Annotated in this window: 27 protein-coding genes and 1 pseudogene; 9 read left to right on the forward strand and 19 right to left on the reverse strand. The window is 31.7% G+C overall.

Annotation, left to right across the window (positions count from 1 at the left end; genetic code table 11):
* Positions 1-25 precede the first annotated feature (25 nt).
* Positions 26-892 (reverse strand): cupin-like domain-containing protein, encoded by an 867-nt coding sequence (locus HXZ74_RS10075; RefSeq protein ID WP_114999253.1) that lies wholly within the window; start codon positions 890-892, stop codon positions 26-28.
* A 289-nt stretch (positions 893-1,181) separates the two neighbouring features.
* Here HXZ74_RS10075 and HXZ74_RS10080 point away from each other — a divergent pair, with 289 nt between their 5' ends.
* Positions 1,182-3,335, forward strand: coding sequence for an OmpA family protein (locus HXZ74_RS10080; protein WP_286475162.1), 2,154 nt, complete (start codon positions 1,182-1,184; stop codon positions 3,333-3,335).
* A gap of 337 nt (positions 3,336-3,672) precedes the next feature.
* On the opposite strand, the gene HXZ74_RS10085 is transcribed toward HXZ74_RS10080, so the two are convergent.
* Positions 3,673-4,878 carry an RsmB/NOP family class I SAM-dependent RNA methyltransferase gene (locus HXZ74_RS10085; RefSeq protein WP_286475164.1) on the reverse strand — a complete coding sequence of 402 codons (1,206 nt, stop codon included), beginning with the start codon at positions 4,876-4,878 and terminating at the stop codon, positions 3,673-3,675.
* A gap of 54 nt (positions 4,879-4,932) precedes the next feature.
* On the reverse strand, positions 4,933-5,355 hold the full coding sequence (locus HXZ74_RS10090; protein ID WP_286475166.1) for an acyl-CoA thioesterase: 423 nt from the start codon (positions 5,353-5,355) through the stop codon (positions 4,933-4,935).
* 363 nt (positions 5,356-5,718) lie between these two features.
* Between HXZ74_RS10090 and HXZ74_RS10095 the strand changes: the two genes are divergently transcribed.
* Entirely contained in the window at positions 5,719-7,851 is a 2,133-nt protein-coding gene (locus HXZ74_RS10095; protein ID WP_286475168.1) for a Tex family protein, read from the forward strand.
* 75 nt (positions 7,852-7,926) lie between these two features.
* Here HXZ74_RS10095 and HXZ74_RS10100 read toward each other — a convergent pair whose 3' ends face one another.
* Both HXZ74_RS10100 and HXZ74_RS10105 read right to left on the reverse strand, forming a co-directional pair.
* A complete protein-coding gene (locus tag HXZ74_RS10100) occupies positions 7,927-8,430 on the reverse strand; it encodes a DUF2314 domain-containing protein (RefSeq protein ID WP_219034560.1) in 504 nt (167 codons plus the stop codon).
* A 42-nt stretch (positions 8,431-8,472) separates the two neighbouring features.
* Entirely contained in the window at positions 8,473-9,861 is a 1,389-nt protein-coding gene (locus HXZ74_RS10105) for an HTTM domain-containing protein (RefSeq protein WP_286475170.1), read from the reverse strand.
* A 72-nt stretch (positions 9,862-9,933) separates the two neighbouring features.
* Between HXZ74_RS10105 and HXZ74_RS10110 the strand changes: the two genes are divergently transcribed.
* Entirely contained in the window at positions 9,934-10,335 is a 402-nt protein-coding gene (locus HXZ74_RS10110) for a thiol-disulfide oxidoreductase DCC family protein (protein ID WP_280062520.1), read from the forward strand.
* Positions 10,336-10,775: 440 nt separating this feature from the next.
* On the opposite strand, the gene HXZ74_RS10115 is transcribed toward HXZ74_RS10110, so the two are convergent.
* Genes HXZ74_RS10115 through hisE form a run of 3 tightly spaced genes read right to left on the reverse strand, consistent with a single transcriptional unit; the run spans position 10,776 to position 12,591 of the window.
* Complete coding sequence (locus HXZ74_RS10115; protein WP_280062521.1) at positions 10,776-11,456, reverse strand: TPM domain-containing protein; 681 nt, start codon at positions 11,454-11,456, stop codon at positions 10,776-10,778.
* Between the two features lie 16 nt (positions 11,457-11,472).
* Positions 11,473-12,249 carry a M48 family metalloprotease gene (locus HXZ74_RS10120; protein WP_280062522.1) on the reverse strand — a complete coding sequence of 259 codons (777 nt, stop codon included), beginning with the start codon at positions 12,247-12,249 and terminating at the stop codon, positions 11,473-11,475.
* 15 nt (positions 12,250-12,264) lie between these two features.
* A complete protein-coding gene (gene hisE, locus HXZ74_RS10125) occupies positions 12,265-12,591 on the reverse strand; it encodes a phosphoribosyl-ATP diphosphatase (RefSeq protein WP_280062523.1) in 327 nt (108 codons plus the stop codon).
* Between the two features lie 247 nt (positions 12,592-12,838).
* On the opposite strand from hisE, the gene gcvP reads away from it, so the two are divergent.
* Together gcvP and aqpZ are read left to right on the forward strand one after the other, a co-directional pair.
* The gene (gcvP, locus tag HXZ74_RS10130) at positions 12,839-15,694 is read left to right on the forward strand and encodes an aminomethyl-transferring glycine dehydrogenase (RefSeq protein WP_286475172.1); all 2,856 of its coding nucleotides are present in this window, start codon (positions 12,839-12,841) and stop codon (positions 15,692-15,694) included.
* A 146-nt stretch (positions 15,695-15,840) separates the two neighbouring features.
* A pseudogene (gene aqpZ, locus HXZ74_RS10135) lies at positions 15,841-16,551 on the forward strand (aquaporin Z).
* Between the two features lie 30 nt (positions 16,552-16,581).
* On the opposite strand, the gene HXZ74_RS10140 reads toward aqpZ, so the two are convergent.
* The 10 genes from HXZ74_RS10140 to HXZ74_RS10185 form a co-directional block, all read right to left on the reverse strand.
* Positions 16,582-17,154, reverse strand: a complete 573-nt coding sequence (locus HXZ74_RS10140; protein WP_286475174.1) for a DUF1572 family protein — start codon at positions 17,152-17,154, stop codon at positions 16,582-16,584.
* Positions 17,147-17,341, reverse strand: a complete 195-nt coding sequence (locus HXZ74_RS10145; RefSeq protein ID WP_286475177.1) for a hypothetical protein — start codon at positions 17,339-17,341, stop codon at positions 17,147-17,149. The genes HXZ74_RS10140 and HXZ74_RS10145 overlap by 8 nt, the downstream gene beginning before the upstream one ends.
* Positions 17,342-17,388: 47 nt before the next feature.
* Positions 17,389-17,907: a DUF421 domain-containing protein gene (locus HXZ74_RS10150; protein WP_286475179.1), complete on the reverse strand. Its 519-nt coding sequence runs from the start codon at positions 17,905-17,907 to the stop codon at positions 17,389-17,391.
* A 66-nt stretch (positions 17,908-17,973) separates the two neighbouring features.
* Positions 17,974-18,156 (reverse strand): hypothetical protein, encoded by a 183-nt coding sequence (locus HXZ74_RS10155; RefSeq protein WP_286475181.1) that lies wholly within the window; start codon positions 18,154-18,156, stop codon positions 17,974-17,976.
* Positions 18,156-19,064, reverse strand: coding sequence for a M28 family metallopeptidase (locus HXZ74_RS10160; protein ID WP_286475182.1), 909 nt, complete (start codon positions 19,062-19,064; stop codon positions 18,156-18,158). Before HXZ74_RS10160 ends, HXZ74_RS10155 begins: the two co-directional genes overlap by 1 nt.
* Positions 19,065-19,123: 59 nt before the next feature.
* Positions 19,124-19,588: a hypothetical protein gene (locus HXZ74_RS10165; protein ID WP_286475184.1), complete on the reverse strand. Its 465-nt coding sequence runs from the start codon at positions 19,586-19,588 to the stop codon at positions 19,124-19,126.
* A 1-nt stretch (position 19,589) separates the two neighbouring features.
* Positions 19,590-20,258 carry a sterol desaturase family protein gene (locus HXZ74_RS10170; protein WP_286475188.1) on the reverse strand — a complete coding sequence of 223 codons (669 nt, stop codon included), beginning with the start codon at positions 20,256-20,258 and terminating at the stop codon, positions 19,590-19,592.
* 133 nt (positions 20,259-20,391) lie between these two features.
* Positions 20,392-21,675, reverse strand: coding sequence for a citrate synthase (locus HXZ74_RS10175; protein WP_286475189.1), 1,284 nt, complete (start codon positions 21,673-21,675; stop codon positions 20,392-20,394).
* Positions 21,676-21,755: 80 nt separating this feature from the next.
* Positions 21,756-23,048 (reverse strand): phosphopyruvate hydratase, encoded by a 1,293-nt coding sequence (gene eno / locus HXZ74_RS10180; protein ID WP_280063426.1) that lies wholly within the window; start codon positions 23,046-23,048, stop codon positions 21,756-21,758.
* A gap of 206 nt (positions 23,049-23,254) precedes the next feature.
* The gene (locus tag HXZ74_RS10185) at positions 23,255-23,704 is read right to left on the reverse strand and encodes a hypothetical protein (RefSeq protein WP_114999220.1); all 450 of its coding nucleotides are present in this window, start codon (positions 23,702-23,704) and stop codon (positions 23,255-23,257) included.
* Positions 23,705-23,838: 134 nt separating this feature from the next.
* Here HXZ74_RS10185 and greA point away from each other — a divergent pair, with 134 nt between their 5' ends.
* The 4 genes from greA to HXZ74_RS10205 are packed head-to-tail and all read left to right on the forward strand — an operon-like array spanning position 23,839 to position 25,690.
* A complete protein-coding gene (gene greA / locus HXZ74_RS10190; protein ID WP_019976987.1) occupies positions 23,839-24,318 on the forward strand; it encodes a transcription elongation factor GreA in 480 nt (159 codons plus the stop codon).
* Positions 24,319-24,340: 22 nt separating this feature from the next.
* On the forward strand, positions 24,341-24,733 hold the full coding sequence (locus HXZ74_RS10195; RefSeq protein ID WP_280063425.1) for an HIT family protein: 393 nt from the start codon (positions 24,341-24,343) through the stop codon (positions 24,731-24,733).
* 3 nt (positions 24,734-24,736) lie between these two features.
* A complete protein-coding gene (locus HXZ74_RS10200) occupies positions 24,737-25,306 on the forward strand; it encodes a tetratricopeptide repeat protein (RefSeq protein WP_038333778.1) in 570 nt (189 codons plus the stop codon).
* Complete coding sequence (locus HXZ74_RS10205; protein ID WP_280063424.1) at positions 25,307-25,690, forward strand: hypothetical protein; 384 nt, start codon at positions 25,307-25,309, stop codon at positions 25,688-25,690.
* Here the strand turns inward: HXZ74_RS10205 and HXZ74_RS10210 are convergent.
* Positions 25,687-26,115, reverse strand: coding sequence for an NUDIX domain-containing protein (locus tag HXZ74_RS10210; protein WP_180905999.1), 429 nt, complete (start codon positions 26,113-26,115; stop codon positions 25,687-25,689). The genes HXZ74_RS10205 and HXZ74_RS10210 overlap by 4 nt on opposite strands.
* Positions 26,116-26,765 lie beyond the last annotated feature (650 nt).

The following is a 26,765-nucleotide window of genomic DNA, read 5'->3' on the forward strand; positions in this document are numbered from 1 at the left end:
GAAAAATTTTCTAAAAATTGTATTTTTATTTCGCAATTAATTTATTTGTTTGCGTAATTGCACGTTCATTTTTTTCAAGAATCCAAGCCTGACCTTTTATTTTTCGCATAATATTATCATACGTACGCATCAAAAAAACATTATAAATAGCTTCTGATAAATGCTTTGGTTTATGTGCTAACGAACGCAAACTCATCGAAAAACCTGGCGTCAAATATTTCATGTAATGCCACCAACCTTCTGGCATATATAGCATTTCTCCGTGTTTTAGGTCTGCAACCATCGGATTAATATGTTTCAACGCTGGCCATTTATCAAAATCAGGATTATCAAAATCAATATCTTCTCGACAAATTACCGAATGTGGAATTTTGTACATATACTTCGAATCCTCCGGCGGAACAATAATACAACGTTTTTTTCCTGCAAAATGAAAATGCAAAATATTCGCTAAATCGATATCATAATGCATAAAAACATTCGATCCTTCACCTCCAAAAAATAACATTGGCATCGATTTGAAAAGATTCAAACCCAAATCTGGCATTTTATAATCTTGTTGTAATTGCGGAACTTGACTCATCAAATTGTACAAAAATATACGCAAATCTGTCGGCTCACTTTGCAGCAAATCCACATATTCAGACATTTTCATCTTTGCAACTGGCTCATTTACTTTCTTCGTATAATCAACCGGATCATTATTATATAAAGGAACAACCTTGTCGCCTGCAACTTGTTTTATATACTCAAAATTCCACTTTTCGTACGCAGGCCAATCCTCTGTAATTCGCTCTACTACAACTGGTTTTTGAGGTTTAACGTAATATTTCTGAAAATCTTTTGCAGAAATACTTTCTACTCTTTCAACTTCTGTGAAATTAAAATTCATCTTTTATGTAAAATAAAGTGCAAATTTACTTAACTTTTTTATTAAATCTGAATGATGCAATTATTAAACCAATCTTTTTTAGATATGATTGAATAATTATTTCTGATTTGATAATTTATTAAATATACATTAAACTTTACAATAACTTATGATAGAAAACACATCAATTCTTTCATTATCTTTACATTGAATTTTTAAAATTGATTCGTTGAACGCAAAAAATCTATTTTTTTCCATTTTTTTTATTCTACTGAATACATTTTGTTGTGCACAGCAAATTTTTCCGTATTTGGAACTTAAAAATGAGGAAGATTTTGAAAAAATAGATGCAATTTCTCTCGAAAATAACTACAATTTTCATCATTTATTGGGAAATTTGAGTCATACTTTTACTTTTCTGAACAATTCTTCGGAAGATATTTCGGCTAAATTTATTTATCCTTATCAGCCTTCGCAAAATGTGTACGAATTAAAAGCTTTTGTAAATGATAAAATTTTCGAAATTCAATCCAAATCGATCGTAGATATTCGAAAAGAGTTAAAAAATATTGATGCTTCAACTATTTTTAAAAATCAACACAACAATCAAGTTTTACAATTAGATTTAGGAAAAATTCCTGCGAATACTATACTAAAAATTCAGCTAAAAGTTTCGAAAATTGTTGAAGAAAATAGTTTTAATTATCAAGTTTCGTTTCCAGAATTTATCGTCAAACGAACAGAATCTTTTACGCAAATTCATCGTTGGAACAATCAATTGAATGGTTTTCCGAAAAACATAAATTCAAATATTCATCTTTCTGGAAATTTCCCGATTTCAAAAATTGTTTCTGATTTAAAGTTTTCAAAGGAAAATGATCGAAATTATGTTTCAAAAAATTCGGATAAAAAGATTCCAACTCTTCAATATGCTTATACAAAAAATGAACTACAAACCGGAATTGAAACATTTACCGAAAATGGTTGCGATTATATTTTAGGATCAATTGAACCAGCAAATAATCCTTCTAAATATAAAGCTTCGCGAGAATTTTTATTTGTTTTAGATACTTCTGGATCAATGATGAATCAACCAATTGAAACTGTTAAAAAGTTGATGAATCAAATTTTACCAAATTTAACCGAAACAGATAAATTTAATGTGCTGATTTATTCGACAAAAAATGAATTAGTTTTTAAAGAATCTCAATTTTCAACCAAAGAAAACATCAATTTAGCTTTAGAAAAAATTAATTCTTTGAATGGAACTGGAGAAAAATTATTGAACGAAGCAATAGAGCAAATTCAGAAAAATCCTTTTGATAAAAATTATAAACGAATCATTACAATTATATCGGATGGAGCGATAAATTTGAATGAAACGGTTTACAATTCACTCCGAAATTATGCAAAAGACACACAATTTATAACATTAGGAATTGGAAAAGAATTGGATTATCATGCGATGAATTTTATTAGTTTGGCAACAGGAACGCTTCCGATTACGGTCAATGAACCAAGAGAATTGAATCAGAAAATAACACAATTTCAGCAAGCTGTTTTGAATTCTTCTATTTATCATCTTAAAGTTCAATCATCCCAAATCAACCTCAACGAAACGTTTCCGAAGAATTTCAATACGTATTTAGCTCAAAATTCTGTCAATTTTGTTTCACGCGATTGTAATCGTCGTTATCCAAAAAAAATAGAAATTATTGGTAATCAATCGAACCAAAATTTCACTCAAAATTTTGAAATCAAACAACCAAATCCAAGTGAATTTACCGAAGCAATTAAGTTTTATTGGGCAAAACAAAAAATTGATTATCTCTTAAAAGATGAGGAACGTTGCGGTGAAATGTGCAAAAAAGATGGACGATATCGAAAAGAAATTGAGAAAATTGGAACTGAATTCAATATTTCAACACCTTATAATTTATTGATCCAGAAAGGAAATATAGAAAATTACAACAATGATTATGATACAGATGGCGATGGCGTGATGGATATCGAAGATGAATGTCCGTATATAAAAGGAAATCGTTTTGGAAATGGCTGTCCTGAAAATAATTTGAGTGATAAAAAGATTGGAAATTATGTTCAAGATTATTCAAATTATTTGATGGAAACAGTCGAATTCAATTTTGATAAAGCTGAAATCAGAGCGATTGATTATGCCAAATTGAATGAAGTTGTTGCAATTATGAAACGAAATCCGTCGCATCATTTTATCATCGAAGGTCACACAGACGCCGTTGGAACTGAATCTTATAATTTCGATTTATCACAACGAAGAGCAAATGCGGTATTGAATTATTTGGCAGAAAAAGGCCTGAATAAAAATCGATTTTCAATTTCTGCCAAAGGCTTTTCGGATTTGAAACACAAAGAATGTAATCCTGCCGAAAATTGTATTGATTGGAAAAATTTTGAGAATAGACGAGTGAGGTTTAGGATTAATTAAATATCATATTCAAAATAGATAAAATAATGTAGATAAGTAAAATTATAATTGGTAGTAATGATGTTGTTTTTTTGAATTTTAAATAGCTAAATATTGAAAGAAAGATAAAAATTATTGCAATAGGTAAATTGAAAAATAAACCAAACATACTAGACAAACTTCTGTCATTTACCAGAATGATTTTTAGTATTAAAAACTGAACAATTAAAAACAAAATAAAGCTTAAAATTAGATGCTTTGGAATTAGAATATTCTTCATCTCAATTTTTATTTTAAATATAATAAAAAAAGACCAAGAATATCTTGGTCTTTTAATGTATCTTATATAATTATCAGCTTAAGAAATTCTTTCGATCAAAGCCATGTAAAATCCATCATAATTAGTTTGAGATGGATAATGCATTTTATCTGAAACCATTTTATAATTTGGATGATTTTTCAAGAATTTTTCTACTTGTTGCTCATTTTCTTGTGGCAAAATAGAACACGTAGCATAAACCATCATTCCACCAACTTTAATAATTTTGGAATAATCAGCTAAGATTTTTTCTTGTGTTGCTAAAATTTCGTCAATAAATTCTGGTCTTAATTTCCATTTCGCATCAGGATTACGTTTCAAAACTCCCATTCCAGAACAAGGCGCATCAATCAACAAACGATCAGCAGAATTCTCCATACGCTTGATTGTTTTTGCTTCAATTACCTTTGTTTGTACATTTTGCACATTGTTACGTTTTGCACGACGTTTCAATTCTTTCAATTTCCAATCGTACAAATCCATTGCAATAATTTGTCCTTTGTTTTCCATCAAAGCAGCTAAATGCAATGTTTTTCCTCCTGCACCAGCACAAGCATCTACCACACGCATTCCTGGTTGAACACGTAAATATGGCGCGATCAATTGTGATCCTGCATCTTGAACTTCGAACCAACCATTCTGAAATTCATCTGTACGGAAAATATTTGTTTTCTCTTCAAGCTCTAAAGCATCTTGATATTTCGATAAAACTTTCGTTTTTATTCTACGTTCTTTCAATGCTTTTTGCAATGTTTTACGATCCGTTTTCAATGAATTTACACGTAAAACTGTTGGCGCTTGCGAGTTCATTGCATGCACTTCATCTAACCAACGATTTCCCAAAGACTTCTCTCCTAACTCGAACATCCAATCTGGATACGATTCTGCAACCGCAACATTTTTAGACGAGTTGTGATGTCTTTTCAAGACTTCTTTTGGATAGATTTTCTGAAATTCTTCCCATTTTGGTAACGTTTGTTCTGGATCTAAAGCAAACCAAGTTCCAACAAACTCCCAAATTGTATCAGGAGAAAGCGGACGGCTCATTGCGCCTTCAACCAAACGTTTCCAACGAACTAAATCGTAAACCGTTTCCGCAATAAAAGCACGATCGCGCGCTCCCCATTGCTTGTTCGATTTCAATGTTCGCTCAACTTCTTTATCTGCATATTTTCCTTCGAAGAAAATTTGTTGCAATGTGTCGGTAATTCCGACAAATAAATTTTTATATGGTAAAATCTTCATAACTCGGTGCAAATTTACAAAGACTTAAATGATTAGCGTAATTAATTTATAAGATTATACAACTTCGAAAAGATCTTTTATCTTTTGAGGAACCTCAACCACTTTATTTTGTTGATAATCGAAGGTTACAATTCCTGTTTTAGCTTTTGCAATTAATTTATCTTTTGTAGAAATTTTATAGATGATATCAAAACTAACGCGCGAAAAATCTTGCACACCAATCTCAATCAACAATTCATCGCCATAAAAAGCTTGATTTTTATACTCAATCGCAACATCACCCATTATCACACTTACACCTGCAAAATCTAATTCGGAATAACCATAATGTTGAAAAAACTGAATTCGCGATTCATGTATAATGGACAATACTTTATCGTTTGCCAAATGATTTCCATAATTGAGATCAGTTATGCGTACTGGTATTATTGTTGAAAATAAAAATTTGTCTGAAAAATCTAATTTTATACGAGCCATTTTGTAGATATATTTGCTCAAAGATAAGAAAGTTGTATAAAAAAAAAACGGGTTTAAGCTCCTCAGCTTAAACCCAATTGATTTTAAAAAAAACTTACACTAGTAAGTATAAATTTAACATTAAAAAAAATCAATCTTACTCTCTACTACCTATGGTCAAATTTAGAAATAATTTAATAAATACCAAAACTTTTTAGAAATTTTTTATTATTCTTTTTTATTTAAAATAAGACTGATATAAAAAACTCTAAATATTTAGATTATTATATAAAAAAATACTCTATTAAATACGACCTATATAAATAAAACATGCTATTTTTTATATTTGTGAAAAATAGTAATTTGCAAGGCCAAACTTTTAACATGAATTTGATTCAATACATTCATCAACATCTTAATTCTATTTCAGAAAAATCAATCAACAATACAGTAAATTGTTTGAATGAAGATAATACCATACCCTTTATTGCAAGATATAGAAAAGAGGTCACAGGAAATCTTGATGAAGTTCAAATTTCTGCTATAAAAAAACTGCAAAATCAATACAATGAAATTGTTTCTCGAAAAGAATTTATTTTAAAAACATTGGAAGAGCAGAATCAATTGAGTAACGAATTACAACAACGTATTCAGAAAAGTTTTGATTTGGTTCAATTAGAAGATTTATATCTTCCTTATAAAAAGAAGAAAAAAACACGTGCAACCATTGCAAAAGAAAAAGGTTTAGAGCCTTTGGCAAAAATCATCATGAAGCAAAATAATATTCCTGATTTGGATGATTTAGCAAAAAAATATCTAAATGAAGATGTGATAAGTATCGAAGATGCTTTTGCAGGTGTGCAAGATATTATTGCAGAATGGATCAATGAAAATGAGTATGTGCGTCATCGATTGCGAGATATTTTCAGAAAATCTGCTTTGATTGAAAGTAAACTAATAAAATCTAAAATAGATGATGAAGATTCGGCTAAATACTCGAACTATTTTGAATACGAAGAACTATTGAAAAAAATTGCTTCTCACCGATTATTGGCTATTTTACGCGGCGAAAATGAAGGTTTTTTAAAAGTAAATGTATCAATTGATAAAAAAGAAGCCTTCAAATTTTTGGAGTATACGTTGATCAAATCTATTCAACCAGAAGTTTCGTGGGTTATTGAAGAAGCGATAAAAGATGCGTACAAACGACTTTTAGCTCCTTCAATCTCAAATGAAGTGTTGAAAGAGGCAAAACAAAAAGCAGATGAAACGTCAATCAATGTTTTTTCGAAAAACTTAAATCAATTGCTTTTGGCGCCACCTTTGGGAGAAAAAAGAATTTTGGCAATAGATCCTGGTTATAAATCGGGATGTAAAGTTGTCGTTTTAGATGAGCAAGGCGATTTGTTGCACAACGAAAATATCTATCCGCATGCGCCACAAAATGAAAAAGTGCAAGCTATCAAAAAACTAAAATCGCTTGTCAATGCTTATAATGTCGATGCAATTTCGATAGGAAATGGAACGGCTTCTCGCGAGACAGAAAACTTGGTACAGAACATTGCATTTGATCGTCCGCTAAAAGTTTTTGTTGTGAATGAAGCTGGAGCTTCGGTTTATTCGGCTTCTAAAATTGCGCGCGACGAATTTCCAGATAAAGATGTTACTGTTCGCGGTGCTGTTTCTATAGGTCGTCGTTTACAAGATCCTTTGGCAGAATTGGTGAAAATAGAGCCAAAATCGATTGGAGTTGGTCAGTATCAACATGATGTCGATCAAACTTTATTGAAAAATGAGTTGGATGATGTTGTTTCTTTCTGTGTGAACAAAGTTGGTGTAAATCTGAACACGGCAAGTAAACATTTACTAAATTATGTTGCAGGAATTGGTGAAAAAATGGCTGAAAATATTGTAGAATATCGAAGCGAAAATGGTGCATTTAATTCGAGAAAAGAGTTACTAAAAGTTCCTCGTTTGGGTGAAAAAGCATTCTTACAAGCTTCTGCTTTTTTACGAATTCCGAATGCAAAAAATCCGTTAGATAATTCTGCTGTTCACCCAGAATCGTATACACTTGTAGAGAAAATGGCGAAAGATTTGAAAGTTGATTTGAAAGATTTGATTCAAAATAAAGAATTGATTAATCAACTTGATTTAACCAAATATATTACCGAAAAAGTAGGTTTACCAACTTTAGAAGATATTAAAAAAGAACTTGAAAAACCTGGTTTAGATCCGCGTTCTACTGCAAAAGTTTTTAGTTTTGATCAACGATTAAAGAAATTCGAAGATTTGCAATTGGGCATGAAAGTTCCTGGAATTATTAATAATATTACCAATTTTGGCTGTTTTGTAGATATAGGAATCAAAGAAAATGGTTTGATTCATATTTCTAAAATTTCGAATGAATTTATTTCAGATGTAAATTCAAAAGTGCATTTGAGTCAACAAATTGAAGTAACCGTAATTGGAATTGATACAGAAAAACGTAAAATTCAATTGTCTTTGATTGATTAAGGAAAATAATTTCAAAATTAAAAGGCAATCTAACGAAAGATTGCCTTTTTGATTTTATTATTTTCTGAGCAGAAATTAATCCTCAAATTTTACTTTATATTGTTTATCAAACTCTTTTTTCTGCGCATCAGTCATTTTACTACGCATATATTTTATTGTAAATCCACCAATCATTTTATCACCTTTATAATACATCCAATCTGATAATTTAGTTGGATCTATCACAATTGTATCATTGTGTTTAACCAATTTTGTGTATTGAGGTACGTTGTCCACAATTCCTTTTAATTGGTCGTTGTCCGAATATACATCACGAATCCAAATATGCTCTTTTTGTGTCGCATTCGGAATATCATACATTTGTTTGACAATAAAATTAGTTGTCGTTGTATCTTTCATCGACAACGCCAATTTGAAATCATCAAACGTTTGTTGCGCTTCCTTCCCAATACTATCCAAATCTTTTTGTTCTTGCTTTTGCTTATCCAAACCTTTATAAGCTTCTACTCCAGCATTTTCTTTGTTACCACAAGAAAATAATAAAACCGAAAAAGCTATTGCGAATAATGTATATTTCATAATTGTATTTCTTTGATTGTTGTCCTATAAAGTTACATAAATTTATTCAAAATAAGATAAATTCAACTCTTTTGGTGTTGGCTGAATCCATTTTTGATGACCAAAATAACTCCAAGTTGTATAAGCTAAATTGTAATTTGGATTTGTAAATTGATAATAATCGCTACCATTGACAGAAACTTTTGCATCCACAAAAACTTTGACATCTTTCACACCATTTTTCGCATAATCATATTTTACATAACGTGCAAATTGCCACATCATATCTGGGCTAACCGCCATTTTTGACATTTGTTTGAAGGTTAGATATTTTGTCAAATCTACTTTCTCGCGTTTCAAGAATTTACCTTTTTTCTGCGGATCTGGTTTCGAAACATATACCACAACTTCACCCGCTTTGTTACGCAACATCATTCGCCAAGCCATGCGATGACCTTCCTCTGTCCAAAAAACATTTCCCGGAATAAAATAATGGCGAACAGGTAAATATATTTGCCAAATCACATAGAAAAATATCAAATAAGAGAACATGACACGGCGTGTTGTCAATAAATTATCATCATCTGAACGATCCATCATAAATGATTTTTTAGGAAAAACAACTTCCTGAATCTTAACGGGATCATAAAAGAAAATTAACATCGCCAAAGCGAAAAAAGGAAATATCCCAATCCCGAAAACTGCTGAATTAAAAATATGAAAGGCTACAGCACATTTGAAAGCAATTCCGCGCGTTCTATTCATCAACATTGCTGGAATTATTAATAAATCAAAAAAGAAACCACCCCAAGCAAACACTTGCGCAAACTCTAAACTACTTACAACTTTTCCTAAACCAACAAGATTATATTTTGTCGTCAATAAATCGCCATATTCATGGAATTTCATTTGTAAAAAAACACCGTTAAACCAATCTGGATAAATCTTAGCGAAAGCAGCAAAAGTGTAAACAATCAATAACTGAATAATGAATAAAGTTGGTACCCAATTGCGCATGGTTAGACGTTTTATTTTCGGGAAAATCAAACTATCAATCGAAAAGAAATGATGCGCAGGAATTATTGTCATCATCCACGAAACTAGCATAAACAGATAATAATGGTTGTTGTAACTTGTTTTTTGCATGAAATACGTCAACGACCATAAGATCGAAAATACGATAATGGAAAATCGGTAAGCAAAACCAAACACGATAAACCAACCTAAAATTCCCATGAGCACATACAAATAAATCATATTTTGTCCCAAGAAAACATTGGTCCACTCGAATCCGATGAACGAAAATGTAATGTGTGGTTCAACAAAATTTGTTTGTACCCAACCTGTAAAAATGGCTCCCCAACATTCTGCAACAATTAATAAACCAAAGATTATTCGGAAAATTACAAGTGGAGAATTATCAACTTTTCGGAATAAATATTCGCTAAACATGATTGATTGTTAATTTTGGCTAATTTAAAAATAACCTTTAGAGTTTAGCTACTTTTGTCGTATATTTATTGTATGAAAACGAGGAAAATTATTTTGTTTGATGGAATTTGCAATTTATGCAATCAATCTGTTCAATTTGTGATTGAACATGACGATAAAAATCAATTTCAGTTTGCTTCATTACAATCTGATTTTGGACAAAATTTCTTGAAAGAAAATAATTTGGATGCCTCAAAATTTGATTCTGTCGTTTTTATTGAAGATGATAAATTTTATACCAAATCATCTGCAGCACTTAAAATTTCGAAATATTTGGATGGAATAACTTCGTGGTTGACTATTTTTATGATTGTTCCAAAACCTTTACGCGATATGGTTTATAGTTTTATTGCGAAAAATCGTTATCGTTGGTTCGGAAAACAAGAAAGTTGCTGGTTACCTACTCCAGAATTGAAAGCAAAGTTTTTGGAATAGAAAAATCTATTTTAATTTGAAAACTCTGCGAATCAATAAGTATAAAAAGTAAATTGTTAATACTCCTATAACAAGCATTATTAATAACAAAATATAATTTCCATTTAGAATTGTTGAATCTATTTCTCCCTTTTTGATAATTAAGAATGATAGAAACGTTGATAATAAATAAACGAAAAGGATTGTTAATTTATTTTTATTAAACATACTAATCAATAAAGCTAAAAAAGAAAAAATTCCAATAAGAACAAAACAAGCATCATCATCTTGTTCTGGTTGCATATACAAGCTCGACACTTTATAAAAAGTATCTTCATTTATCATATAACCTAATCTATCTGTAAATTTAAAATAGATGAAACAACAAATAACTTGAGCAAGATATAAAACTTCAAGAAATGAAAAATGGACTTTCAATTTATTAACTCTGTTTAAATTATTTAATCTTCTGCAACTATTTTTTCATTAATTTTTACAATAGCTTCATTGATTCCTTCAAAATACTTTTCCTCACTAAAATTTGGAACAATTATCTCATCAATTAGCTTTTGAGAAAATTCGTCAGAAATTATATTTTGAGCAATCTTGTTCGTCGAAATTCTAACTTCTCTTGATTTTAAATTAAACACAATTATCATATTTCCCTTTTGAAATAAATCCGAACTATTATTATTAAGAATTGAAAATGAATAATCTGTTATATTTTCATTTGGAAAATAATCATCTGTAGAAATTATAAATAACTGAAAACGACTGGTCTTTTGAATTTCCTTTAATTGTTTTTCAAGTTTTGCTAAATCTTCTCTATTAAAGACTTTTTCTAAATCAACAACATTTGAAAACGGAACCAAAGAATAATTCTCTATAAAAGGAAATTCAGTACAATTTTTAATCAAACTCTTTTGTAAATTGAACTGAAAAACATTTACATCTGATATTAAAAATTTATCAGCATCCGTTTTGATAAAATCTCTAAAATCTGGGAATTTTATTTTTCCTGATAATGATTGATCTTTTGTAATTGATTTACAAATTTCTTTACTGATTTGATCATAATCTTGAGCATGAGAAAATGTAATATTTGTGCATAAAAGAACTGATAAAAGTATTTTTCTTATCATTACAATGAATTAAAATCTACTGATTTCTGTATTTCTCAATTGCAGCTTTTATTTTTTCGCGACGGTTTGATGGCGATGGATGCGTACTCTGAAATTCTGGAACTTGGCTTCCTCCCGAAGCTTCTTCCAAAATATCCATTACACCAATCAATGCTTCTGGATTATATCCTGCCTGAATCATAAATCGAACGCCCAAATCATCAGACTCCAATTCATCATCACGACCATATTTCATATTCACCATATTTGCCACAACTTGTGCATAATAAGCCGAATTTGCATCTCCAGCGGCAACGCCAGCCGCACCTGCAATTCCTTGCGAAAGCTCTTGTTTCGACATTTGTTCTGCACTATGGCGCGCAATAACGTGACCAACTTCGTGTCCCAAAACTCCAGCCAATTGATCTTCGTTTTGCAAACGAGTCAACAAGGCTTCGGTAATAAAAATTGGTCCACCAGGCAATGCAAAAGCATTTACAGTTCGATTATCTGCTAACACATAAAACTGAAATGGATAATTGGTTTTGCGCGCATCACTATTATTAACCACTTTCGCGCCTACTCGTTTTACAAGCTCCTGGAATTGAGCATTTCGAGATAGTCCACCAAACTCTTGTGCCATTTGCGGAGCCGAATTAATTCCCATCGCAATTTCGTCATCTTTGGTTAATGAAATATATTGCTTTTCGCCTGTAATTTCATTGACTTCTGAAGAAGAAAAATATTTTATAAGAGAAAAAATAACAATTGCAGCAGCAATTATTAATTTCATCGACGTTCCGCCCTTTTGCATATTAGTGTGTGTTAATTATTTTTTGTGCCTTTTCTTTAAAATCTCCAAAACATCTTTCAATTCAAAACCACGTGCATGTAAAGCCATAAGGTAATAAAAGAAAACATCTGCCGATTCTTCCAAAAAGTTATCATCATTGTCTTGTTCCGAAGCAATAACCATTTCTACAGCTTCTTCTCCCATTTTTTTAGCGATTTGCGAATTGCCTTTTTTATGAACACGTTTCATTTTAGATTTTTTCGCATCCTCTAACTTAGCATCTTCCATCATGATTTCCAATTTCTTTAAGAATGGAAATTTTTTCTCTTTTTTGACTTCAGAAGTATTTTCATTAAGTTCCATAAAATCGTTTGTTTGCTTAGATTTTTTAAACGTAGAATAAATTTAAGAAATTCTACCGAATTATTTATCTCAATTCTACTGCCAATATTACTATTTTTTGAAAAAAAAGAAAGATTTTATTCACATTTATTTCTAAAAAAAATAATTTTTAATGCATTCATTCGATTAATTTTTAAGATTGTTAATCGCTTTTATTTTAAGATAAAAAAACGTATTTTTACGCGAAAATAAACATAGCGCAAACACAATGAACACAAACGATTTTTCCATTAGACATATTGGAAACAATGCGCAGCAAGCAGCTGAAATGCTTTCTGTAATTGGGAAAGATTCTATTGATTCTTTAATTGAGGCGACGGTTCCTCAGAACATTCGATTGAAAAATGCTTTGGATTTACCAGAAGCTCTATCAGAATTTGAAGCTATTAATCATTTAGCTGAAATCGCTTCAAAAAATAAAAAAGTAAAAAATTATCTTGGATATGGATATTATGGTACAATTTTACCAGCGCCAATTCAACGTAATGTATTAGAAAATGCTGGTTGGTACACAGCTTATACACCATACCAAGCGGAAATTGCGCAAGGACGTTTAGAAGCTTTATTAAATTTCCAAACTGTTATTTCTGATTTAACAGGTTTACCTATCGCAAATGCCTCTTTATTAGACGAAGGTACTGCATGTGGTGAAGCAATGCACATATTATTTGAATCTCGTTCTCGTGATCAAAAGAAAAACAATGTCAACAAATTTTTTGTAGCAGATAATTTATTCCCTCAATCTGTAGCGGTTTTAGAAACGAAAGCACATGGTTTAGGAATTGAATTAGTTGTTGGAAACTTTGAAACAACTGAATTAACAGAAGAATTCTTCGGAGCGATTGTACAATACATCGGAAAAGGAGGACAAATCAATAATTATAGATCATTTGTAGAAAAAGCAAATGCGGTTAACGTAAAAGTTGCTGTTGCAACCGATTTATTAGCTTTAACATTATTAACACCTCCAGGTGAATGGGGAGCTGATATCGCAATTGGTACTTCTCAACGTTTTGGTGTTCCAATGGGATACGGTGGACCACACGCGGCTTTCTTATCTTGTACAGAAGAATACAAACGTGTAATTCCAGGACGTATTATTGGAGTTTCTCAAGATCGTTTAGGAAACTATGCGTTACGTATGGCTTTACAAACACGTGAGCAACACATCAAACGTGAAAAAGCAACTTCTAACATTTGTACTGCACAAGTATTGTTAGCGGTTATGGCTTCTTTCTACGCGGTTTACCACGGAAAAGATGGTTTACAATATATCGCTGATCAAATCCATACTAAAGCAGCTGTTTTACATGGAGGTTTAGAGCATTTAGGATTTAAATTAGTGAATACAAATTTCTTCGATACCATTCAAATTGAAGTTGAAAACTCAGACGAAATTGTAAAGATTTTTGCAGAAGAAAAAATTAATGTAAATGGATTCGAGAACGGAAAAATTTCAATCACAATTGATGAAATGACTTCTGAAGAAGATATTTTCGAAATTTTAAGTGTTTTTGCTACAATTAAAAATACAGAAGATGGTTTCGAATTTGAAGTAGATGATTCTTATTTACCTCAAGATTTAATCAGAACTTCTGATTTCTTAACACACGAAAACTTCAATTTATATCATACAGAAACAGAATTAATGCGTTACATCAAACGTTTAGAGCGTAAAGATTTGGCTCTTAACCAATCGATGATTGCATTAGGTTCTTGTACAATGAAATTGAATGCTGCAACAGAATTATTGCACATGTCTTGGGAAAGAATGGGGAATGTACACCCTTTCACTCCAAAAGATCAAGTAGAAGGTTACCAAACATTAATCCAAAACTTAGAAGATTATTTAGCTGTAATCACAGGTTTTGATGCAACTTCTTTACAACCAAATTCTGGTGCACAAGGAGAATATGCAGGATTGATGGTAATCCGTTCTTACTTTGAAGCAAGAGGAGAAGGACACAGAAATGTTGCTTTAATTCCACAATCTGCTCACGGAACTAACCCTGCTTCTGCTGCAATGGCTGGAATGCAAGTTGTTGTTGTGAAAAACTTAGAATCTGGTGAAACAGATTTAGTTGATTTGAAAGAAAAATGTGAAAAACACAAAGATAACTTAGCTGCATTGATGATTACTTATCCATCAACGTATGGCGCTTTTGATAGCAATATCGAAGAAGTTACTGAAATGATTCACGCTTATGGAGGTCAGGTTTATATGGACGGTGCAAATATGAATGCGCAAGTTGGATTAACTTCTCCAGGAAATATTGGTGCAGACGTTTGTCACCTTAACTTACACAAAACATTCGCTATTCCTCACGGAGGTGGAGGACCTGGTGTAGGACCAATTTGTGTGAAAGCACATTTAGCTCCTTTCTTAGGATCTTCTCCATTAATCGAAACTGGAGGAAAAGAAGCTACAAATACATTTGCTGCGGCTCCTTATGGTTCTGCGTTCATTTTACCTATTTCTTACTCTTACATTTTAATGTTAGGTGCTGAAGGTTTATTGAAAGCGACACAAGGTGCAATTTTGAATGCTAATTACATGAAAACTCGTTTAGAGAAACATTTTGATATTTTATATACAAATGGAAACAATGTAGTGGCACACGAATTTATCTTAGATTGTCGTCCATTCAAAAAAGCAGGTATCGAAGTAACTGATATCGCAAAACGTTTGATTGATTATGGATTCCATGCGCCAACAGTATCTTTCCCAGTTGCTGGAACATTGATGGTTGAGCCAACAGAATCTGAAAACAAAGCAGAATTAGATCGTTTTTGTGATGCATTAATTTCTATTCGTCAAGAGATTGATGAAGTTGCTAACGGAGATTATCCAGTTGATAACAACGTATTACACAACGCGCCTCACCCAATTCACTTAATTACGGCAGACGAGTGGGAATATCCTTATTCTCGTTCTAAAGCTGCATATCCAGCAGAATGGGTTCGCGAACGTAAATTCTTTGCTTCTGTTTCTCGTATTGATGATGCTTACGGAGATCGTAACTTAATCTGTACTTGTGCTCCTATCGAAGCATATATGGATTAATTATTCTAGAAAGAATATATTATAAATACAAATCGCTCTGAGAAATCGGAGCGATTTTTTTATTGAAAATAAATTAAATGTTTAAAATGTTTTTATTTCTTAAAATTTTCTTAAATTCATTCCAACTAAACTTTTAATATAACATTATAAAAAATTATGCTACCGAGTTTTTCAGTACTTTTTGGTTAGTCTTTGAAGGTTGTGGTAGTGCTATCTTTGCTGCAGGAATCCCAGAATTAGGAATTGGTTACGCTGGTGTTGCATTAGCATTTGGTCTTACTGTATTGACAATGGCTTACGCAGTTGGTCATATTTCAGGATGACATTTCAACCCTGCTGTCTCTTTCGGTTTATTTGCTGGAGGACGATTTGAAGGAAAACAATTATTTCCTTACATTATTTCGCAAGTATTAGGAGCTATCGCTGCCGCTGGAGTATTATATGCTATCGCTTCGGGAAATGCAGATTTTGCAATTGATAATACCAAAGCTGGTGCATTTGCATCAAATGGATATGGCGCATTTTCACCACATGGTTACAGCATGTTATCTGCTTTTTTAATTGAATTTGTCTTAACAGCCTTCTTCTTAATTGTTATTTTAGGTGCGACAGACAAATTTGCAAACGGAAAATTTGCTGGAATCGCAATTGGTTTAGCCTTAACATTAATTCACTTAATCTCTATTCCAATCACTAACACATCTGTAAATCCTGCTCGCTCTACATCACAAGCTATTTTTGTAGGCGGCGAACCTTTAACATAATTATGGTTATTCTGGGTTGCTCCTATTGCAGGTGCAATTGTAGGTGGATTAATTTATAAAATGCTTCTACAGAAAGAAGAAAATTTAGCATAAAACCTGAAAAGCTCCGAATGGAGCTTTTTTTTATTTTTCTTTATCATCTAAAAACTCATCTGTAAAATGCTGTGTTTTCTTATCTACCGAAAACTTCGTTTGATTATAATCTGCTGATTTATTCTTTGGAATCGAAAGTGAATTCCATTCATTGTCTTTTATTAATTTTCCTATAAAAACAATTTGACCAACATGATAAGGATAATGCGCCAATTGACGATTTATGGCTTCTATTACCGTGTGTCCTTCATTTCGGATATAGATGATTTGTTGTAAATCTTCATCCGTTTTGATTTGTGCTAAAGCATCAAACAAACACTTCCAACCTTTCTCCCATTTATCTAAAAATTGTTGTTTCGTTTTGATTGTATCTTCAAATTCTTCATCACGATTTCGCCACTCTTTTTCACCATCTGTTGTCAAAAAATCAGTCCAACGCGACAACATATTTCCTGAAAGATGATTCACAATAATCGCAATGCTATTAGAGTTTTCATTGTATTGCCAAAACAATTCTTCATCTGATAATTGCGAAAATGTTTTTTCACCCAATTGTTTATAATACTGGAATTGTTTGATAATCCCGTTTACTAAATCATTCATTTATTATTTGTTTTTCTTTGAATACATAATGTTTTAACACTCTTAAAACAACATAAAGAATAATCAGAACAATTCTATATTTATATAATTCTTCTAAAGCTTCGATTGGGAAAAATTTATTAGAAAGAATCAAAAATAATATAATTGCAAAAAGAAAATAACTAATTGGATTGATAAATTTGCTCATAGATTTAGTTTTAATATAAGTATATGTATAATCTAAATTGTTACAAATTAATTAACTCCCTGTAAATTTTTGTGATTATGTTTGCGTTTATAATGTGTTTCCTTAAACTGATTTTTATCTGTTGTGACGATTGAAATATTTCCGTCAATCTCCATCATTGCCAATTTTACATCTTTGATATGCTCCACACCATGTTCGCGCATTGCTTCGTTCAATTCTTCCGAATTAATTCCCAATTTGCTCAACATCGTAAAATCTGCTTTACCATTACGGATTAAAATTTCGGGTTTCTGTTCAATTAAGTTTCCTAAAAAATTACTTTTCAGCATGATCTTTTTGACAATAAAATTTAAAAGAAACAATACAAAAGCTGCTATCAATCCACCTTGCAAGCTCGAATCTGAACCAACCATCGCATTTTGAACAGCATTACTAATCAATAAAATCAAAATAACATCTGCTGTATTTAATTGCGATAATTGTTGTTTCCCAAAAATTCTAAGTGCAATTAACATAAAAAAATACACCGAAATACAGCGCAAAACAATTCCTAAATAACCTTCCATACATTTATTTTAAGTAAATAAAAGGTACTAAAAAATCCGTTCAGAAATTGGAACGGATTTAAAAATTTATTTTGATTTTCGAAGAATATAAATTCTGGAAACTCTTAAAATTAAATAGATAATTGCGAGATAAAACTTTTTCTCATAAAACAATTCAAGACCTTTTATAGGGAAAAATTTTTCTGATAAAAATGCTAACAATAAAATTACAATAACCGCAACACTAACAATATTAATTGCTTTATCCATTAGTTGTTATATTTTGGTTGAATATTTTTCTTCATCATTTCGTATAAAGAATGTCCAATTCCTTGCGTAATTTCTGATAGATTTTCGAAATTAATCACCGAAACTTCATCATTTTTTTGATGATAATGATGTTGATTTTCCATGTTTACAGAAGAAAGCGCATGTGATACCACTTTGTGATTTACAAAATTTACATTATCCGAACGATAAAATAATTTTTGCTGCAAATAAGGATCGTTTTCGACTTTGAATGTTTTAGTCGAATTGTTGTTCATCAAATTCATCAAATCCGAACGATCGCTACCCGTCATATACACTTTTCCTTCGCCGAAAGCAGAAACAGTTCCAATCATTTCAAGATTCAACATCACTTTCATATTTGGTAAATAAGACTGAAAATCTGTATTTTCTACCAACATTTTAGAACCAATTAATCCAATTTCTTCAGCATCAAAAGCCATAAACATCATGGTTTGTTTAACTTTTTTATTTTTGAAATAATCAGATAAAGCCATTACAGCCGAAGTTCCACTTGCATTATCATCCGCACCATTAAAAACTTTATCATCGCCTTTGTCATCTGTTCCAACATGATCAAAATGCGCACCTACAGCATAAATATCAGACGATTTCCCTTCTTTGATTCCACAAACATTTTGTCCCGTTTTCCCTTTATATTCAAATTCGATTAAATATGAATCACCAACACAAGGTTTTAATTTATTTTGTTTGAATTTTTCAGCAATCAATTCAGCAGCCAATCGATTTTCGGGCGTTCCAAATTTTCGACCTTGCATAGCATCGGAGGCTAATTCTTCGACATATTTCTTTTGATTTTCTTTAGAATATTGCGCGTTTGCTTGATTGAAAGCAAGTAATCCAATTGCAAGTAAAGTATATTTTTTCATTTTCTGTGTGAACTTAATTTGACGGAAGATACGAAAAATTAACTTTTCTTCTCAAACATCTAATTATAAACACATGGAAAGATATTTTCTTTTACCAATTCTGTTTTTTCATTTACCTTTTTAAAATACCAAGAAGTAGTATGAGGTCCAGTTGAGATTATATTTGATTTGAAATCATTTAAATTAATCCTGAATCCTAACTTCTTAAAAATCAAATCATTTTCTTTATTTAATCTTATGAAAATAAGGTTATTATTAATCATAGTTGCATAATAATTAGTCTTTATTCCATAAAGTTTGTATCTAGAAATACTTGATAATTGTAAATAATCTTTTTTATAATTTAAATACCAAACATAGCCCTTATTAATACAATAATCATTAAGATTTATATTCGTAATTATTTCTTTTAAATTTTCATCATTTAAAATCACTAATTCAGCTGAAAAATCTTCTTTTATTTCTTGAGCAAAAAGCAAATTAGAAAACAACAATAAAAGTATTATAGTTTTGATATTATTCATATTAACTTTTCTTCTCAAACATCAATTCTTTTACTTTTTCTTTGTCTTCTTTTTCATGCTTTAAGTCGAACATTGTTCCGAAAATACGATCCCAAAACGTATTTGAAACTCCAAAACCTAATTCTTCGTCTTTATAGTGATGCAAATGATGATTGCGCCAAAGAGGTTTCATAAACTTGAAAGGCGGTGCAACAGCGTGAATCAAATAATGCATAGACGCATACAATAAATAGCCAATCATAAAACCAGGAAAGAAAGCAAAGGTGTATTTCCCTAAAATTAAATATTGAATCAAGAAAATGATTGACGCCAAAAGAATACTTGGAACTGGAGGCATAAACAAACGTTGTTTATCGCGCGGATAATGATGATGATTTCCGTGAAAAATGTAAACAATTCGTTTTAGACTTGGTTGTTCGGCTGTCCAATGAAAAAGATAACGATGCGCAAAATATTCGAACAAAGTCCAAAATAACATCGCTCCAAAAAATAGACTGACAACTGTTAAGACTGATAAATCGTAACTAGAAATTCCATAATAAATACAATAGGAAAGTAGAGGAATGTACATTCCCCAAATAACTGCGGGATGACCTTTTGTCAACATTTCGAGGTATTTGTTTTCGAAGATTTGCGCTTGACCTTTATTATGTATTTTCTCAAATTTCATGGTTACAAAATTTAATTTACTTAAAAATAAGGTTTTAACATATTTTAAACAAACAATCTCTAAAAATTAATTGTTAAAAAAAATCCGAAAATCAAAGTTTGATTTTCGGATTATATGATAAATAAGAAAATTCTTATCTGTTTTCAATTTCAACGTAATCACGTAATGGTGCTCCTGTGTATAATTGACGAGGGCGACCAATTGGTTGATTTGTTTCGCGCATTTCCATCCATTGTGCAATCCATCCTGGTAGACGTCCAACAGCAAACATAACTGTAAACATTTCAGTTGGGATATCTAACGCTTTGTAGATAATTCCTGAATAGAAATCTACGTTTGGATATAAGTTTCTTGATTTGAAATACTCGTCTTCTAAAGCAGCTTGTTCTAATTTTTTCGCAATATCTAAAATAGGATCATTGATTCCTAATTTCTCTAAAACGTTATCCGCAGCTACTTTGATGATTTTCGCACGAGGGTCAAAGTTTTTATAAACACGGTGTCCGAATCCCATTAAACGGAATGGATCGTTTTTATCTTTTGCTTTAGCTAAGTATTTTTCAACATCTCCACCATCATTTTTGATCGCTTCTAACATTTCTAATACTGCTTGGTTAGCACCTCCGTGTAATGGTCCCCATAATGCAGAAATACCTCCAGAGATAGAAGCAAATAAACCTGCATGAGAAGAACCTACTAAACGTACACTTGATGTAGAACAGTTTTGCTCATGATCTGCGTGTAAGATTAATAATTTGTCAATTGCATCAATAATAACTTGATCTAAGTCTAATTCTTGACCTGGTTTTTTGAATAATAATTGATAAAAGTTTTCTACATAAGATAATTTATCGTTAGAGTAGTTAACTGGTAATCCTTTAATTTTTCTTTGTGTCCAAGACGCTAATACTGGGAATTTACCTAATAAAGTAACTGCCGCTTTGTACATATCATCTGGAGAAGTAACATCAACAACTTTTGGGTTGAATGCTGATAAAGCAGCTGTTAAAGATGTTAATACTCCCATTGGGTGAGCAGAACTTGGGAATGCATCTAAGATTTTGATTAAATCTTCTGACACATAGTTATACTCATTAATATCAGCGATAAATTTATCTAATTCAGCTTGTGTAGGTAATTCTCCTTTGATTAACAAATACATTACTTCTACGAAAGAAGATTTCTCTGCTAATTGTTCAATAGGATATCCACGGTACATCAACTTACCTTCTTCACCATCTAAAAATGTAATTTTAGATTCGCATGCCCCTGTATTTTTGTAACCTGGATCCATTGTGATTAATCCAGTAGCACTTCTTAACTTGGAAATATCAATAGATTTTTCATCCATTGTACCAGTTGTAACAGGTAGCTCCAACTCATTTCCGTTGTAATTTAATATTACCTTATCTGACATTTTATAGTTTATATTATTTATTGCGTAATTTACACTTTTTTTATTAATTTGAGACTGATAAATATCAGTCTCAAATTATTTTATCGCTTAACTTTAAAAGCCTTAAGCCCTGGAAAAATTGCAGTTTCTCCAAGAATCTCTTCAATACGTAATAATTGGTTGTATTTCGCCATACGATCAGAGCGAGAAGCAGAACCAGTTTTAATTTGTCCTGTGTTCAAAGCAACAGCTAAATCTGCAATTGTAGCATCTTCTGTTTCTCCAGAACGGTGAGACATAACTGCTGTATAACGTGCATTTTGCGCCATTTGTACTGCTTTGATCGTTTCTGTTAACGTACCAATTTGATTGAATTTTACTAAGATAGAATTTGCTGTTTCAACATCAATTGCTTTTTCTAATTTAGTTACATTCGTTACCAATAAATCGTCTCCAACAATCTGAACACGTTTACCGATTTTATCTGTTAAGATTTTCCAACCTTCCCAATCGTTTTCATCCATACCATCTTCGATAGAAATAATTGGATATTTCTCTGTCAATTCTGCTAAATAAGCTGCTTGCTCTGCAGAAGTACGGATAGCTCCTTTCTCTCCTTCAAATTTTGTATAGTCATATTTTCCATCGTGATAAAACTCTGATGATGCACAATCTAATGCAATCATAATTTCTTCACCTGCTTTGTAACCTGCTTTTTCTATTGCAGAAATTACAGTATCTAAAGCATCTTCTGTGCCATCAAAAGTTGGTGCAAATCCACCTTCGTCACCTACTGCTGTAGATAAACCACGGTCGTGTAAAATTTTCTTTAATGCATGAAAAACTTCTGTTCCTTTGCGTAAAGCGTCAGAAAAAGATGCTGCCTGAACTGGCATAATCATGAATTCTTGGAACGCAATAGGCGCATCAGAGTGAGAACCTCCATTTACGATATTCATCATTGGAACTGGTAATGTGTTTGCATTAACTCCACCGATGTATCTAAACAATGGTAAACCTAATTCTTCTGCTGCAGCTTTTGCAACCGCCAAAGAAACACCCAAAATTGCATTAGCACCCAATTTAGCTTTGTTTTCAGTTCCGTCTAAATCAATCATTACTTGATCGATTAAATTTTGTTCAAAAACAGAAAAACCAATTAATTCTGGAGCAATCACTTCATTTACATTCTCGATAGCTTTCAAAACTCCTTTACCTAAGTACAAGTCTCCACCATCACGTAATTCTACTGCTTCATACTCTCCTGTAGATGCTCCTGATGGAACAGCTGCACGACCTAAAACACCTGATTCTGTATACACGTCTACTTCTACAGTTGGGTTACCACGAGAATCTAAAATTTGTCTTGCATGGATATGCGAAATAATGCTCATTATTAATATTTTTTAATTGATAAAATTTTGATTTACCAAAAATAATGGATTTGAGTAATCTTTACAACGAAATTATCTTTTTTTAAAAATAATTTAATTCAAAAACAATTCGAAAAACTTATGCATGCATAATAAAGAAGTATAATTTCGATGCCTGCAAAGATTATTATTTTTTGAGTGAATTAAAAAAACTTTAGATAAAAAATTTAATTTGTTATTGTAAGGGTTCCATTTGCATTTACATACACTTGGTATGTTCTTGGCGCTCTGTTCGCTACTTTTGTAGGTTGTCCTGTCAATAAAATCCATTCAGAATTATCTGCATCACATACAATACTGATGTCATTCTTTACATACAAAGTAGTTTCTGCACCAGGACAAATATGCGGCGCATTACGATCGTAAGCTTTGAAACCAGAAGCTGTACGCACCACAATCAAACCTCTAGAACCAGCTGTTGCTCCATCAACGTATACCCATCCTCCTGGATTGTTTAGATTAGAATATAAAGGTAAATTGATATTGATTGAGACATTTACAATCGTATTTGGCACACAACTTACTACACCGTCATCTGAATTACAACCTTGAAATAAGCTGGCAAAAACACAAACCAAAATAACCTTATTTAGAATCGTTTTAATAAATTGTTTCATTTTTAATTTGCTGTATTTTTTTTATTATCTTTGTAGTACAATAACTAAATAGTCCTGCGCATAGTATTACATATGTGTAGGATTATTTATTTTATAAGACCTATTTAATAAAAAATTAATTAAACATTGTTGTTATGGCAAATATACAATATGTAACGAAAGAAGGATTAGAAAAGTTGCGTGAAGAGCTTCATCAGTTAGAAACTTTTGAGCGTCCAAAAATTTCGCAACAAATTGCTGATGCGCGTGATAAAGGAGATTTATCTGAAAATGCAGAATACGATGCTGCAAAAGAAGCTCAAGGAATGTTAGAGATGCAAATTGCTAAATTGAAAGAAGTTGTAGCATATGCACGTGTAATTGATGAATCTAAATTAGACCATTCTAAAGTATCAATATTATCAAAAGTTAAAATAAAAAATACAGCGAACGGACAAGAATTAGTGTACACTTTGGTGCCTGAATCTGAAGCTGATTTAGCTAAAATGCGCATCTCTGTGAATACTCCAATCGCAAAAGGATTGTTAGGAAAATCACTTGGAGAAGTTGCAGAAATTACATTACCTAACGGAATGACTTTAAATTTTGAAATTTTAGAAATATCTTTGGACTAAGATTTCAAAAATTAAAAAACATATGGCAAGCATTTTCACTAAAATTATAAACGGAGAAATACCATCATACAAAATTGCCGAAAACGATAAGTACATCGCTATTTTGGACGCTTTTCCTTTGGTAGAAGGTCATGTATTGGTTATCCCGAAAAAAGAAATCGATAAAATCTTCGATTTAGACAAAGAAACCTATTTAGGTTTAATGGACTTTTCTTATGAAATTGCACAAGCTATAGAAAAAGCAATACCTTGTTTACGCGTTGGCGTAGCTGTTGTTGGTTTAGAGGTACCACATGTACATGTGCATTTGGTTCCTCTAAATACAATGCAAGATATCAATTTCTCAAATCCAAAACTTCAATTATCTGCCGAGAAAATGATCAAAATTGCAGATAATATCAAATCATATTTATAATCGATGAACAAATACATTAAATTAGTAATCGCCGCTGTATTAATCGCTTTAGCAATCTTTTTGTTTACCATTCGCGAATACGGTTGGGGATTTGTTTCGTTATTAGTCGCTGTATTTCCAATTTTATTCTATTTCAGAAACGAAAACATCTTGTTAGCTTTCTGGTTTTTACGTAAAGAGGATATGGCAAAAGCGAAAAAATGGTTACAAAAGATCAAAAATCCATCATCAGAATTAATTCCTAAACAAATGGGATATTACCACTACATGATGGGAATTACTGAAGCACAGGACAATGTTGCGGTTTCAGAAAAATATATGAAAGAAGCCTTAAACTACGGTTTATCGTTTGATCATGACAGAGCAATGGCTAACTTATCTTTGGCTGGAGCTGCAATGTCAAAAGGTAAAAAGAAAGAAGCGGAAGGTTATATTAAAGAAGCGAAGAAAAACGATTCGAAAGGAATGTTTACTGATCAAATCAAAATGATGAACGATCAAATGAAACGTTTCAACGTAAGTAATTCGCAATTACAAAACCCACACATGCGTCACAAAGGGCGTAAATTCTAAATGGATATATCAAAATTTACAGAAGAATCATCATCAAACACCAACAAGTGGAAACTGATTGAAGAATTTTTTCAACAAAATTTCACAGACGGTGAAAGACCAGATTTAGATACGATTCTTTTTTTAATCGGTGTTCAAGAATTAGGACAAGGAAAAAAACGATTCAAAAAAGATGATAAACTCAATCTATTACACATTGCAGTTTGTCGCGTGTTAGAACCTTTTGGCTTTTATCGTTTCGATGGATTAGATCCAGATGGTTGGCCACATTTTGAGTTACTGGAAAATTTACCACCGCTTAAAACAAATGAGCAAACCTTGTTGATGAAATACGCCGTTATACAGTATTTTGATGATCAAAAAATAATAAACTTCGAGTCTTAAGATTCGAAGTTTTCTTTTTTATACAAATCAACGACCACTTTATCTGCATCTAGCGTAAATTTCTCTACGTTCAATTCTTCTTTCGATAACCACAACAATTCGTTGATATCCGCATCCAAAATTTTCAATTTAGCCAATGCCTTCTCTGTAATTGTTGCTTTATAATAAATCAATAAAACCTGTTCTGTTGGATCAAAAGCATTCAGCACAAAAAAATCTTGTGTATAAAAATGCTCATGAACTTCCACTTTCAAATTCAATTCCTCTTTTATCTCTCTCCTTATACAATCTTTCGTTCCTTCACCAAACTCCAGTCCACCTCCAGGAAACTTATAAATTAACTCTCCCTGAAACGGCTCGTGAATCACCAATACCTTTCCCTTGTGCTCCAATAACGCATATACACGCACATTAAATGGTTTCATATCTTCTTTACTTTAAAACCTAAATATATAAAAATTCTTCATTAAATGTCTATTATTTGGGCGTTCCTTCGCTCTTTTCCTTTCATTTATACGATTCATCAATTTCTTCTTAATAATTCAATAACAAGTAATATAAGTCGCTCGGTCGGGCTATCCGTTCCAATCTTTTGTAGAAGAAAATAGAAGTAATTACAGACAATCTAATTCCTACAAAAGGATTTTCACTGCTATCCCTAACACGGGTTGAGTTGTAAGTTGTAAGTTGTAAGTTGTAAGCGGTAAGCGGTAAGCGGTAAGCGAAACTAATTTTTAGTTTACTCAATAATAAGAATTATGTTAAATAACTTAAGATTATATCAGAATAAAATTCTAAACAAAACTATCCCCTTGAGGGGATTATAGGGGTGTTTTGGAAGTTATGAGTAGTAAATTCTGAGTTAGTTGTAAAAAGGAAGCTTCCTTTTTATTAAGAAGAAGCTTCTCGTTTTATAGAACATAGTTTTGAGTTAGCGTAAAGCTTACAGTTCAGCTTAAAGCGAAATCCATAACCACAAAAAAAGCCTCAAGTTATTCACTTGAGGCTTTTGATAAAAACTGGCGACGACCTACTCTCCCGTAAGTAACAGTACCATCGGCGCAGGCAGGCTTAA

Source organism: Empedobacter sp. R750, assembly GCF_030324345.1.
Taxonomy (GTDB): Bacteria; Bacteroidota; Bacteroidia; order Flavobacteriales; family Weeksellaceae; genus Empedobacter; species Empedobacter falsenii_C.